Genomic DNA, 14,929 nt, shown 5'->3' on the forward strand with positions numbered 1-14,929 from the left:
TTAAATTCGCTGTGAGTCTATTTCATCTAAATCTGTTGAAGGCTTAATCTGTTCAAGGCTTAAGGTTCGGTGCAGTAAAGCGATTATGTTGCGCCACGGGCATTTTACTGCGGATGCTGTGCACCTCGGCCACATTGATATCGGCATGCACCCAACCTGTACCGGTTTTCTGCTCGGCAATCACCTCGCCCCAAGGACCTATTACCGTGCTCTGCCCCCAGGTCTCGCGACTGCCTTCGTTATGGGCGCCCCATTGGGCTGCGGCTAAAATAAAGCATTGGGTTTCAATGGCTCTGGCCTGTAATAACACCTGCCAATGGGCTTCTCCCGTGACCTTAGTAAAGGCCGAAGGCACGGTAATAATCTCGGCTCCCGCGAGGCGCAGCGCCCTGAATAAATCCGGAAAGCGTAAATCATAACAGATGGTCAAGCCAATTTTGCCAAACGGGGTGTCGATGACGCTGATATGATTGCCGGGGCAGAAGGTTTCACTCTCGCGGTATTGCTTAGTGCCGTCGGCAACATCCACATCAAACAGATGCAGTTTATCGTATTGCCCTAAGGTATCACCTTTATCATCAAACAGATAACAACGGCTGTAGACGCGCCCATCCTCCGCCAGCGCGGGGATGGTTCCCGCCACCATATACACGCAGTAACGGGCGGCTAAGGCACTTAAGGCAGATTTTAACGGGCTAAGATGACTGTCGCCGGCATAGGCGAGTTGCTGACTCTCATGGCCACCAAACAGCAGGCTGCATTCTGGCAGCACCACTAAATGAGGAGCATCTTTATCCCATTGCAGACGCTGACGGGTTAATTCCTCAAGCTGCGATTCGATAAACAACAGATTCGCGCTGACGTCGCGACTGCTCTGACATTGCAACAGGCTGATGCGCATGACTATCTCCTTGAATTGTGTTTATCGACAATACCACCTTGGTGCTCAAAGGCTTAGGCTGTTCTGGTTCAACTTGGGGCGGCTCAGCAGGCTCTACCTTGGGGAGCGTTGGCGCTTGCGGCGATGTATCTTCCTCGACCGCTTTTACTGGTTCCACTTTAGGTTTATCAGTATCTGGCGCAGGCTGCTCATTGTTTTTTTCAGGCTCGATGGGTGGCGTGGCGTCTGTCTTAATTGGGGCGCTATTCTTGATGGGCGCCGCATCAACCTTAGGCTCAGCGCCCTCGGTCGGCACTGGCAATTCGCCACCCACCATAGGCAAAATCGACTCGGGGATTTCAATCTCTTTGCTCTTACGCTCGAGTTCTTCCACCACAGGATCGGACATAGTGCCAGTCACTCGGAAGCGGATTTCCGAAATCACCTCAATCACAGGTTCGAGCACTTTGGTCAGTGCAAATGCACCAAGCCCCAACGTCCACGCACTGGTACTCAGCAGCACCACGGTCGGCACACTCGACGCCAATTGCGGCACAAAACGAATATCGTAATTTAAGCTTTCGCTGGTGAGATCTGTATAACCGCGCACCTTCATATTACCCGCAATCGCATCCATTTCAGTATCCGTGGTTTTAACCACGCCATTATCGATTTGCAGATTGCCGCTAAAGGAATTGAAGTACATGCCCTGACCGAACACATCACTGAAATCTAAGGATAACTTACGTACTAAGGAGTCGAGGCTGAACAAGGAGAATATCCGCGCGCCCTTATCGCTCACCTGAGATAAATGCCCCTTACCCAGCTCAAACTTCACCTTGCCGTTTAAGGTATTGAGGGAGAAAGCATAGGGCGCACCTTGCCACTTAAGCTCGGCATTCACCTTCAAAGGCGCCTCATTCACACCTGGGTCGATGCCCAATTGCTGACTCAAATAATTAAACTGACTGGCGTTTAAGCTCACCGTTAATTCAGTTTGGTTTTGACCATTCTGCTGCTGCCAAATGCCGTTGCCCTGTAAGGACACCTCTGGCGTCGTTAACGATAGGGTCTGAATGCGATAGCCCAAAGGTTGCGGGCTCGCCTGCAAGACCAGCTTCCCGAAGGCTTTGTCGAAAAAGCGAAAATCATCCACATTCACGGCAACCGGCGGTAAATTAGTGAGCACCTGATCCGCAGCGAAATCCGCTTCCCCTTCGGGTTTCACTTCGGGGGAGAAATAAAACTTGCTGGCGTTAACTTTTAATCCTTGGGTCATCCAGTTGGGATAAAAATCGACCCAGCCTTCAAACTCGCTGGCCTTGGCATCGAAGCGCCAGCCATGTTCGTTCGGCTTAGCACTCAATCTAAGCTCTGTCAGTCCTTGGCCTAATAAATCAAACTTGCCGATATTGGCATCGATCCCAACCACCGAGGGGAACAAAGTCGAGTGGCTCGCCTCTTCGACTAAAATACCAGTGCGAGTGGGCTTGTTGTCTGTGCCGACAAAGGCATTAATTACAGGTAACCAATTGGCGAGCTTGCCACTGGTCACATCAATCTTGATATGCCCAAGCTCGGTATTAGGTACCTCGGCCGCATCGAAGAGTCGGCCCAATAACAAGTCAAAATAGCTAAATTGAGTGCCCTTTTCGGCCTCGAAGCCGCCAATAAACTCGGCCTGTTTATCCAGTTTTACCCTTAGCGTTGCCCTTTGTTGATCGCCAGAAAATTCCGCCATTAAGGGCCTTGGTTCATCTTCGGGTTTGGCAAAGGCGCCCGGTAATTTCAAGGTGGCACCAACCAGATCCGAGCCCACATTGGCTTGAATTTGATAACCTTTATCGTCGAACACCATATTCAAGTTACCGCCCCAAGCGAATTTACCTTGGTAAAAATCACTCAAGGGATTTTGCAACTCTTGTGGCAAACGGCTGAGATCCCAACGGCTCTTCATATCCACATTTAGCGCAAAGTCTTTGCCCTCGGGTTTAGTGGCAAAACTAAACTCGAAGGGCTGCTCAAATAGGCGGGATTTAATGCCTTTGCCTTCAACAATCTCATTTGCAAACTGCACTGTGCCCGTCACGGCCTTGAGCTGTAAGCCAGGTTGGGCAATAAAGACGGGGGTGTTATCAAAGGCTATTTGACCACGGATATCCTCGGCCTCACCCTCGTACAAGGGGATACTGATATCTAAATTCCCCGTCACCGCGCCCTGCACTTGCACGACGCCTAAGGTCTTGCCCACAGTATCGGCGAGCGGCGATGCCTGCAGCACTTGGGTGGCGGCGCTACCATTGGTGGCAAGATCGGCCTGAATTTTTAACAGCGAATGCTCGCCTAATTCGGGGATAAATACATGGGCGCCATCGGCCACCACATTCATCAATTTGCCTTGGTTAACCCAGATATCCATGCGGGCATTTTCAAATAAGGCGTCGAGGGAAAGCTCAGTGACTGCTGGCCAATCCGGTTGAAATTGGTACTCGGCGTTATCTAAGGTAAAGGCCGCTTGGAATACTCCGCTATTATCCTCAAAGGGAAAATGCGCTAGGGCGCCCTGCCATAACACCTGGGCATTTTGGCTCTGACCCGCCTTGATAGCGCCATCCAAATACTCCACCAGCGCCTCGCCCATGGCTTTGACAGGGAAGTATCTATCCGCATTAGCGGCATTTTTAACGGCCACATTGGCGGCGAGTGACATACTGGCTTCGGTGCTAAAATCCAGTTTTAGGGCGGCAGACACGCCAATATCGTCGTTTTCGAGCAGAACCTCAGGCACAGATAAGGTCGCCCTTTGAGTATCGAAGGCACCGGTTAACTCAGCGCCATGCAGCACTAGAGGGGCTGAAAATTGATCGCCAAAATCGAGGGTATAGGTCTGTTCAGGTAGCGAAAACACTAAGCTGTCATTCTGCCACTGCAACTTAATGTCTAATGGGTTGGTGTTAGGTATGCCTTCAACTTTCTGCCAATGCAATTGCTTGATATGCGTACTGGCGAGTAAGGGTTGCTTGGCGCTTTGATAGAGGCGAATCGGCCCAACACTGCCTTCGGGCGCGAGATGGAACCATTGCTCAAGTACGGCTAAATCGACACCCGGAAATAATGGTAAGAGTGGAAATAAGGTCGGTAAATCCAAGCGGCTCACATAGGCATAAAAGGCATCATCTTGCTGCTTGGCCGCAAGCTTAAGGTCAGGCCAATGCTCGCCATTGGTCACAAAATCCAAATCCGCACTGCGGATCTCCCAGCCTGTTTCCTTAGGTAGCCAGCTAATGCTGCCGGACTGGATTTCAAACTTTTGCGGCTCACCTTCCATCGACCATTGCAGCCAACTGGGTTCAAACTGCACTAAGCCCGCGCTGATGCTACGATGGGCAAAATCAAACCACGCCTTGAGATTGACCACCCCTTCTAAGGGTAACTTCTTGCTTGGATCATAGGGATTAGGTTGACGCGATGCCCATTCGCCCAAATCTAAGGACTGGGCCGCAAGATAGATTTGCCCCTTCAACGTATCAGGCGCAGTTGCGTCACCCTGAAGATCGAGTTGCAAACCCAGCGACTCATTTACCATGGCATTATTATCGAGGTAAATTTCCCCCGCGCCGCGGTGGCGCTCACCACTATTACGCCAGTTAAGGTGGCGAATGTGGATGGGTCGATATTCATGCTGCAAGCTCAACAGCTGCACCGAGGCATCCGTCAGCGAGAAACGTTCGAGCTGCTTTAAGAGTAATTTATATAACCAATCGGTTTGCGAAGTTTGATTGGCCGAGCCCTGCGCCTTATTACCCGATAATTTGTCGATATCGAGGGCAATATGCACACCATCAAAATTCACATCTTCGATGCGTGGGCTGGTCGTCAGCAGCGATTGCCAAAAATCCAATTTAATTTGGACGTTCTTAACCAGCACAGTGACGGGGAGTTTTTCCTGCGGCGGGATCACCAGATTATCGACCGTCACGGCCGGGCCAAAGGCCTGCCACTGGGCGGATAACTCGCCGACCTGCACATCAATTTGATATTCGCTTTTTACATACTCAACTAACTGCTGACGCACACCGTCGACTTGGGGCAATAAGCCGCGGATCAAGCTTACCGTCAGGGCAAACAAGACTAAGATCAGCGCCAATAATTGCCAGCAAAAACGGCTTAGTTTTTTCGCAGTAAAAAGCGTTGCCACTACATCATCACCACGTCGTATTTGTGCTGGGAATACATGGGCTCATTTTGCAGGCGAATGCGTTTACCTATGTAGACCTCAAGCTCGGCGACCAGATGACTTTCATCGCCACTTAAGCTGTTATATACAGCGGGCGAGCAGTAAAGCAAAAACTCATCGGCATCATAGGCTCGATTCAAGCGGATGATTTCGCGGAAAATTTCGTAGGAAACCGTTTCAACCGTCTTCATGCTACCCGTGCTCTGACAGGCTGGGCATTCACCGCACAGCACGTGCTCCAAGCTTTCTCGGGTGCGCTTACGAGTCATTTCGACTAACCCAAGACCCGAGAAGCCACTGACATTCGTCTTGACTCTGTCTTTAGCGAGCGCGCTATTTAAGCTATTGAGTACCCGCGTTTTATGCTCGTCACTCAGCATATCGATAAAGTCGATAATGATGATGCCGCCGAGGTTACGTAGCCGCAGCTGCCGCGCAATCGCTTGGGTCGCTTCGAGGTTAGTGTTGAAGATGGTTTCTTCAAGATTACGGTGGCCGACAAAGGCACCTGTGTTGATATCGACCGTGGTCATGGCCTCGGTCTGGTCGATAATCAGGTAGCCACCCGATTTGAGTTCGACCTTGCGACCCAGTGCGCGCTGGATTTCATTCTCCACATCGTAGAGATCGAAAATTGGTGCAGGCCCTGAATAGTGCTCAATCTTGTCGGCGATTTCCGGCATAAACTCTTGGGCGAAGGCTTGCAGCTCGGCAAAGGTGCGGCGCGAATCGACTTGAATTCTATCGAGCTCGGTTCCGACAAAGTCGCGCACAATCCGCACTGGCAGGGCGAGATCTTGATACAAGAGTGCCACGCCACGGCGCTGACGCCGCTCGGAAACCTTAGACCATACCCGACGCAGGAAGGCCGCATCCTGAGCAAGTTCATCCTCACCTACGCCTTCGGCGGCGGTGCGGATAATAAAGCCGCCGTCTTCATCGACGAAAGGCAGAGTGATTTTCTTAAGACGACTGCGCTCTTCTTCCTGCTCAATCCGCTGGGAGACCCCAACATGGCTTGAGCCGGGCATAAATACCAGATAACGGGAAGGCAGAGTGATATCTGTGGTCAGGCGGGCACCTTTAGTGCCGAGCGGATCTTTTACCACCTGTACCATAATATCTTGCCCTTGGCGAACCAACTCGGCGATATCACGGACTACAAAATGGCCTTTTTCCACATCGGCTACGCATTCGGTGTGCGGCACTATGTCGGAGGCATGTAAAAACGCGGCTTTATCTAAGCCAATATCCACAAAGGCGGCTTGCATGCCGGGCAACACACGGCTGATTTTGCCCTTGTAAATATTGCCCACTAGACCGCGCTTCATGCGCCTCTCAATATGGACTTCTTGCAGCACCCCATGCTCAACCAGAGCGACACGAGCCTCAGATGGGGTTACGTTAATCAGTAATTCTGAACCCATCTTGCGCTGAACTTTATTCGGATTTAAGCGACCGGTATTCACGACTCACCCCATTAGGGAAATTAAATTAATCTCAGTATGTTATAAGCCTGAAAACCAATATCACAGATGTTTGTCTTGCGGATACTCAACTAAGGCCGAGGATGACTTCCGTTAGCGAGCCGCTCAATCCTCCGATTAGCGTATTCCCGCCTCGGATAACAGCTCACGGGTTTCCACCAAAGGTAGGCCTACAACGCAGGAGTAACTGCCCTCAATAGATTCGACAAAACAACCGCCCAAACCTTGGATCCCATAGCTACCCGCCTTATCCATCGGCTCTTTTGAGGCAACGTAGGCATCGATATCCGCGTCCGACAGCTCGCAAAAACGCACTAAGGTTTCTACCAAACGCACAGAGGTATGGTCAGCTTTTGCTAAGGCCACAGCTGTCATCACAGTGTGCGCCTTACCTGAAAGTGCCCGCAGTACCCGCTTGGCATCGGCTTCATCAACAGGCTTACCTAATATTTCGTTTTCAAGCACCACGATAGTATCAGAACCTAATACAGCAGGCTGTGACATACCTGAGCATAATGCAAGCCCTGCTTGAGCTTTTTCGGCCGCGAGGCGCTGAACATAGTCGCGTGGTAACTCACCTTTCTTAGGGGTTTCATCTATATCCGGCGCCACTTGGGTAAAACTAAAATCGGCGCGGCCTAAACCTATATGAGTCAATAACTCTTTACGGCGTGGCGAAGTTGAGGCTAAGACTAAATTCACGACTAACGAACCTTATAATGACGTCGAACGCGACGTAAAATCCAAAAAATCCACGGCCAAAATGCTAGGCCCGATAACGCGGGTAAGAACAAATCCGTATGGAATTTAGCACCGTCCATCACAAACTCGACCCAATAGATAATCAGGTGATAGATAGCAATCAGTAACATCACCACCAGTGACTGTTGCCACTTAGGGAAGTTGCGTAACCGCTGGCAGTGCAAAATCGCGATATAAATCACTAGCGACATCGAAAGTGAGCGCACACCTAGGGTAGCGCCGAGCAGAATATCTAAAGCCAACCCCATCAACCACGCCGTCAGAATGTTATATCTGTGGGGCAACGCAATCGACCAATAGATCAGAATCATCAATAACCAATCGGGACGCCAAGCCTCAACAATAGTTGGCAGCGGCATAATTTGACTTAACAGCCCGACAAATAGGGTTAACCAAACCGCGATGCGTCCATTTGCAGCTTGTAAACTCATTAGTGCACCTCGGCTGGCGGTTGAGTGGTGGCAGCGTTCGAAGCACCATTGGCATTGCTTGGCGCCGCAGCGGCGTTCGGCGCTGTCGTATTAGGTACAGTGCTATTAGGTGCTGCGTTACTAGGCACGGTCGCATTAGCAGCAGCGCCTTGAGGATTCGCATTGCCATTGCCCGCATCGGGCTTAGCGTCTTCTGCCGGATGATCCGCAGCTGGCACAGGGATTTGATTCGGCAAAGTCACGCCAGAATCAGGGGATGGCCAAATCAACAGCAGATAACGAATCCTATCCAGCGCCGCTAATGGCTGAGCCGTGACACGCGCATAACTCTGACCGTCTTCGGTTAAGACTTCCATGACCCGCGCCACTGGATAACCTTCGGGGAAGCGATTACCAAGGCCTGATGTGACTAATAAGTCTCCAACGCGAATATCGGTACTCTTGGCCACATGACGCAGTTCAATCTCATCGAGTTCACCAGTACCGTTAGCCACTAAACGCACATCGTTACGGGTAATTCGCACGGGTAAACCGTGGGAAACATCCGAGAGCAAGAGCACGCGGCTGGTCATCTCACTGACCTGTACAACCTGGCCGACGACGCCCTGGGCATCAACTACGGGTTGACCGACAAACACTCCACTTCGCGAGCCGTGATTGAGTACCACATAATGATGGGAAGGATCGCTGGCCACCTCCATCACTTCGGCCACCATCTTGCGGGAGTCCTGATAGGCAGGCGATCCCAATAGAGCGCGTAAACGCTCGTTTTCTTGACGAAGATGCTCGAAGCGCTGCAGACGCTCACTCATTAATAATTGTTGCCTTAACAGCTCTTTATTTTGCAACGCCAACATATTGCGGGTAGCAAAACTCTCCGATGACCAATCGAGGATCGCACTGGGCACACTCGCAAGGTATTGGATGGGGCTTAAGGCAGTTGAAAGGGATTCACGGGCAGGCTCGAGACGGTGATTTGCGGCAAGCAAAATCACCGACAGGATAATTGCCAGTGTTAAACGGAACTGGTTCGAAATACCACGAACAAAAATAGGCTTCATAGGAAAGCTAAGGCGGTGATTAACCGCCCCATACCGAAGTTAGATTAGGTTTCTTCGGAGAACAGATCGCCGCCGTGCATATCAATCATTTCGAGGGCTTTACCACCACCACGCGCTACGCAGGTCAGAGGATCGTCCGCCACCATGACTGGAATTCCAGTTTCTTGCATCAATAAACGGTCTAAATCACGCAGTAAGGCACCACCACCGGTTAATACCATACCGCGCTCAGAGATATCAGACGCTAATTCCGGTGGCGATTGCTCTAATGCCACCATAACGGCACTCACAATGCCTGACAATGGCTCTTGCAGTGCTTCTAAAATTTCGTTGCTGTTCAGCGTGAAGCTACGAGGCACACCTTCGGCCAAGTTACGACCACGGACTTCAATCTCTAATACTTCATCACCTGGGTAAGCAGTACCGATAGTGTGCTTGATGCGCTCAGCCGTTGCTTCACCAATCAAGCTGCCGTAGTTACGACGTACATAGTTGATGATGGCATCATCAAACTTGTCACCACCAATGCGTACAGAAGAGGAATACACCACACCGTTCAAGGAGATAATCGCGACTTCAGTGGTACCACCACCGATATCCACAACCATAGAGCCGGTAGCTTCAGAGACAGGTAAACCCGCACCAATTGCTGCGGCCATTGGCTCTTCAATCAAATAGACTTCACGGGCACCTGCGCCCATGGCTGACTCACGAATTGCGCGACGTTCAACTTGCGTTGCGCCAACCGGTACACAGACTAAAACGCGTGGGCTAGGACGAAAAAAGCTGTTGTTATGCACTTGTTTGATAAAGTGCTGCAACATTTTCTCTGTCACATAAAAGTCGGCAATCACCCCGTCTTTCATCGGACGGATTGCTTGGATATTGCCTGGGGTACGGCCTAACATTTGTTTGGCTTCTGTACCGACAGCGGCAACAGATTTCTGACCAGAACTACTACGCTCACCACGTATAGCAACAACAGAAGGCTCATTGAGGACTATGCCTTCGTCACGAACATAAATTAAGGTGTTAGCTGTACCCAAATCGATCGATAGATCATTAGAAAAAATGCCACGCAGCTTCTTGAACATGTAACTAGCCTGTATTCTGTGGAGTCAGAAGAAAAGAAAAATCAGCTAACTTTATCAATGCCACCCTGATTCCACAAGACCGTTGAGGTTAACAATCGCTAATGGAGTGATTTTTTTTCAAATGTGCCGATCAAAAACACTATTTAATCGAAAAAAGCGCTTTATTGGTGAAAAATCCAACAGTTAAAAACCATATCAAATACAAGCTGGCAACATTAGCAAAACCTGTTTCTTGCATTTTTACCCTGTATCACACTTTGCAACGTCGACCTAAAACCATCACGCCATGATCAATCACCAAAGCAGAAACCCAATTCAGCAAAATCAAACTGAAAACTGCCTTAATTGACCTCTCGCCAGTAGATGATTCTGTCATGGCCACGGTAACGACCAAAAAATGCACTCGCACGGGGATCGGATAAGCTGGTTGGGGAGACCCCATTCCAGTTCCAATACCATTCTAACCAGGTTGGTACATCTAAAGGTGCGGTTACTTGGCCGCGATATAAGTTGCCGCTGGAGGCCACTGCTCGCCACAGCAAATCAAATTGCCCCGCTTGAAAAGCCGATGAAGCGCCCGAGCGATTAATGCTCTGCCCTGTGGTCAAATCCGGGTCAAAGTTATAGCCTAAGGCTGCATTATCCACCTGCGACGCAAGGCCATAGGTGGTAATGGTACAACTATCATCGCCATTTAATACCCAATTAGCCCCATTCCAATATTCGGCTCGGGTCGGCATCTTGAGGATTTCAGTCTCAGGGCCATAGGTATTGTCCATCACCACTCGACCATGGCGCAGGATCTGCGAGGTGATTTTCTTGGCATTACAGTTAGTGCAATTCCCCGTGGTTGCTGCATCCATATCGGGCGAGGCCACATAACTGTAAAGTCCATTTGGCCGAGGATCGTTATCCATCAACTGTACACCAATATCGAGCAGCTCGAAGGGACCGTCTTGATACTGATTCGTCGCCACATTCGGGGTTACACGGCTCAAGTTAGCGCGGTAAGCGCCATCGACCGTCGCCACACCTTGAACCCAACTCGCCGCGTTGACGGGCAAGGCACTTAAGCGACTCTGTAAGTCGATACCATTGTTATTGTTCTCTCCCACCAATTTGGCGGTCGCAAGGGAGAATGGTGGGAAATAGTTCTGCGTCACCGCGCCGCCGATATTTAAGGCTTTGAGACTCATCGACATTGGGAAGGGTTGATCCATATAGCTAAAACTGCCGCAGGCGGGTAAGACGGAAATATCGCCCACTAAAAATCTATCGGGCACAAAGCGGCCAATATTGACTGAATAGCCAATCGGAATATTTAAGCTGCTGGCTGACCCGAGATAGTTAGGGCTCGCCTGCGCCGCGATTTGAAATACCCCCACTTCGCTAATCGTTTGATTTGTTATGGTATTAAGATTATTAGTTTGCGCGCTATGGTTATAGGTAGTCACACCTAAAACCCCATCATGACCGCCGCTGGCAATACTAGGCGCCACGACTTTGCTGGCAAGCTTTATGGCTTGGTCACTAAAGTTAGGCGTAGATACGTTGCCCGAACAAAAGTCCGTATCACCGTCCTTTTCCCAAGCCATAGCTTGTACTGTCATTCCGAAATTCTGCCCCGCTTTACGGTAAGTATTGCAGCTCATATCCGCACTCGGGCAACTGGCGCTGGCGTCCACGGGTTTGACGCATAATCCCGCAGGCACACTGACAAACTGATCTGAGCCAGTCATCAAAAGACCCGCATCTTCACCCGTGCCATCAAACCTAGCATCAAGTTGTACTCGTCCGGCATCGGGATAATTTATCTCGAGGGATGCAACGCCATTAGTAAACTGTAACGGAATTTGGGTACGTGAAACCTCAGTTTTGCCGATAGCAGTCGTTGTCGAGCCAGATACATTCCCTTTAATACTAAGAGGTTGCTGCCAAGTGCTTGGGATGGAAGAGGGGGAAATATAGCTACTCCAAAAACCAATATTCTTAGTCGTATTTTCAAATACTGGTACGCATTCCAAACTCGAATTTGACTTTCTTACTGCAGAAATATTGATGGAAGTAGGCTTGTTTGCCAATTTATCAGGGACGTCGAAAATAAATCCACTATCAGCAAAAGCTAAAGTACATGAAGCCGTATTTAAAGGACCAGTCCCCTTACGGCAAAGAGTATCGCTTCCAGCAATGGTAGATGGAATAGAACTACTGACGCCAATCGTCACTGGCGGAGCTGTCACATTATAACGTAGGCTTGCGGTTGCTATGCCATTAACAAAACTAAGACTCGAAGTATTTACTCCACCTACATACCAAGCGCCATTGGTATTGGGATTTAACGACAACTGCGCAACAACAGGATCGGTAAATAACTGACTACAATCAGCATTTGCACAAGCACGCACTGCCATTGTTTCAGCTTTACAGGTCAACGGCGAGTTCGAATAATCAAATTCAAAATGATGCACTTGTTGACCAACAGGCCGTGATTTTATGGCGCACACTTTGAAGTTATCGATTTCATGGTTGTTATTTGCTCCCCCAGTAGAACCCGTGAATGACAAATAAAAATCTTCTGGTACCGCACCCTGGCCAGCTTTTGCCCTTGCATCAAAAGCCGAAACAAGTGCTTGATAGCCTCTTCCATCACGAACATCCCGTTCAACGGAGACCCACGCTTGCCCATTGATCGTTGAATCAATTTTGATTCGATACTTATGGTTAGGTTGCGCCGTTTGGGTACTTCGCACATCAATAGCAGGGTTTAAATTTGCAGCTGTTCCAGCTAAATAACTGTAATTTGATGCGGCGGAACCACGTAGGGCAATGGATTGTGCCCTAAATCCAGGCCCCCCCACTTTACCTTCGTTACCGCTCGAAAAGTTACCATATTCATCTAAACCAACACCTAGCCAACCACCAGCAAAACCCGATGTACCATCATTACGCTGAGCATACCCTAGGGCGCCACCAAAACTACCCGGTTGAGGAGTCACTGATGCATCAGAGAGAATAACCGCAATACCATCCCCCCCGGTACCTGACGATGGAGACCAAGCAAAATAGTCAAACTCAACAGTGACTAGGTTATCCTCAGCAGGAAATAGCCGCTGGAAGGTACTTGATGTCGCTTGGTTACCCAATGCAGGGGTAATTCTAAGCCTGTTACCCACAATACTTGGTGGCGTTGAACTCCCTAATACTTTTATTGCCCAGTCATTTCCAAGGCTAGAACGGGAAAAATCGTCAGTAAAACATTCTTCAACAGGGGCGACTTTTTCGAGCGCGATAAACCCATAATCTTCCGAAACATGCGTCCGGTCAGTATCTTGATAAGTATCTTCGTCATTGACGACACTGACCAGTGTCGATGTCAGTGTACAACGCCTTAACCAACCACCATCACTACCATTACGAGATGACTTACCCGCCACAAAGGTTGGAGCATTGTCAAACCCTGTTAACGCCGTGGTGTAAGCACATTGCTGTGTTAATGAAGTGCCTGATTGATGGGTGATGGTGTTAGCGAATTGATAGCGAACATTTTCTCCACCGAGCGCCATAGTGCCAACACCCGGTTCGATGGCAAGATAAGCAATTGTCTCATCGTTAAGTGAATTCACACCACTAGGCTGACAACGCCGATTACTACCTGAACCAGAATACACTTCAGAAGTATCTAAATTTAATTGCATGCCGCCGTTATAGGGCTGAGAAATACTGGTTAGCCAGCAATTATTATTGCGTGTTTGCAACTGATTGAGTCTTACTGTTAATCCACTAGCAAGAGGTTGATTAACCCAGGCCGACGAAGACATGTTTAAAGCACTATTGGTCGTCACTGTGCCTGCGGTAAAACGTTTACCGTTTGATAATGTGTAGCTACCCGGTGTTACCGCAATCCAATGCACTTCTGGCATGGGCGAAGATGGAATGTAACGATTGTTTTGGCTCGAAGGCTCTGCTTGGTACCAAGTAAAACCTGTATTGCTCACATTCGACAAGAAAACCGAAGCAGGTCCATCAGCATTAATGGATGAACTCGAAATGGTAGGCATCAAGAATACGAGGGGAGTCACTCCAGCAGGAAAGGCCTCATCAAAAACCACTGAAGTAGATGTCGCCTTACCAAAACTCAATTGTAAGTTTGAACCACCAATAATTTTTGAATCATCATTAACCGTTAATTTACGAGAGGTTATACGACCAAAAATGGTATTAGTGCCATTAATAGTGACTTCTGCATCACTGTAGATATAAGCATTTATATCAATATTAGATGTATTTAGAGCGATATTACTGTACCCCAAAAACAGTAATTCACCGGCGCCAGATGCATTAAACTTTAGGGCGCCTGAAATGTTAACGGCATTTTTAACAAAAAATCGTACATCGCCCGCGATATTAATATTGGGTGAACCACCAGTAACGGTAAAATTCTCAACCCAATAATCTCCCGCGGATAAATTAAGCACAGTCGATTTATCGAGAATCAGATTTTTAATTTTATAAGTAGAGTGATTAGCAGAAAACGCTAGCTGACAGCCATTTTTATCTAAAATAATTGAACCAAATTCCGTTGTATTATCAGCCCCAAAGGTGGTACTGGGTTGGCATTGACCATAACCAATTCCAACAGAACCATTACCCGTTTGAAACTGATTAGCGGGAGAATTCAAATTAAGGCCTGCAATATCAGAACCCGTAATATCACAATATCGAACCCCTCCGGCACCATCATCACAGACATTATTCTGCATACTATTACCCGCCTTATTGCTGCTGCAATAAGCGAGATTTTGCCCGCCCGTTCCATCAATAAAACCGCGATAGATAGTTAAGTTTGAAGCAGGGCTAGCGCATCCATTGGCAGTTCCATGGTGTCCCTGAACCACCGCAGGAAAATACTTGTTATAGTCAACACTCTCAAACGCTTGAGTCGAATAACTGCATAACAGCAAACTAATAAACATCACT

General features: G+C 48.9%; 8 protein-coding genes. All 8 read right to left on the minus strand.

What is annotated here, in order from left to right; all coding sequences use genetic code 11:
• Positions 1 to 52: 52 nt before the first annotated feature.
• Positions 53 to 901, minus strand: a complete 849-nt coding sequence (locus N5E87_RS18560; protein ID WP_126512021.1) for a carbon-nitrogen hydrolase family protein — start codon at positions 899 to 901, stop codon at positions 53 to 55.
• Positions 825 to 5,078, minus strand: coding sequence for a YhdP family protein (locus tag N5E87_RS18565; protein WP_279775669.1), 4,254 nt, complete (start codon positions 5,076 to 5,078; stop codon positions 825 to 827). The genes N5E87_RS18560 and N5E87_RS18565 overlap by 77 nt, the downstream gene beginning before the upstream one ends.
• Complete coding sequence (gene rng, locus N5E87_RS18570) at positions 5,078 to 6,544, minus strand: ribonuclease G (RefSeq protein ID WP_049764552.1); 1,467 nt, start codon at positions 6,542 to 6,544, stop codon at positions 5,078 to 5,080. Before rng ends, N5E87_RS18565 begins: the two co-directional genes overlap by 1 nt.
• 177 nt (positions 6,545 to 6,721) lie before the next feature.
• The gene (locus N5E87_RS18575) at positions 6,722 to 7,306 is read right to left on the minus strand and encodes a Maf family protein (protein ID WP_279775670.1); all 585 of its coding nucleotides are present in this window, start codon (positions 7,304 to 7,306) and stop codon (positions 6,722 to 6,724) included.
• A 2-nt stretch (positions 7,307 to 7,308) separates the two neighbouring features.
• Positions 7,309 to 7,797, minus strand: coding sequence for a rod shape-determining protein MreD (mreD, locus tag N5E87_RS18580; RefSeq protein WP_133178321.1), 489 nt, complete (start codon positions 7,795 to 7,797; stop codon positions 7,309 to 7,311).
• Positions 7,797 to 8,858, minus strand: a complete 1,062-nt coding sequence (gene mreC, locus N5E87_RS18585; RefSeq protein ID WP_279775671.1) for a rod shape-determining protein MreC — start codon at positions 8,856 to 8,858, stop codon at positions 7,797 to 7,799. The genes mreD and mreC overlap by 1 nt, the downstream gene beginning before the upstream one ends.
• Positions 8,859 to 8,902: 44 nt before the next feature.
• On the minus strand, positions 8,903 to 9,952 hold the full coding sequence (locus N5E87_RS18590) for a rod shape-determining protein (protein ID WP_011624203.1): 1,050 nt from the start codon (positions 9,950 to 9,952) through the stop codon (positions 8,903 to 8,905).
• A gap of 341 nt (positions 9,953 to 10,293) precedes the next feature.
• Complete coding sequence (locus N5E87_RS18595) at positions 10,294 to 14,925, minus strand: DUF6701 domain-containing protein (RefSeq protein ID WP_279775869.1); 4,632 nt, start codon at positions 14,923 to 14,925, stop codon at positions 10,294 to 10,296.
• Between the last annotated feature and the right edge of the window lie 4 nt (positions 14,926 to 14,929).

Origin of the sequence: Shewanella sp. GD03713 (genome assembly GCF_029843705.1) — a bacterium.
Taxonomy (GTDB): Bacteria; Pseudomonadota; Gammaproteobacteria; order Enterobacterales; family Shewanellaceae; genus Shewanella.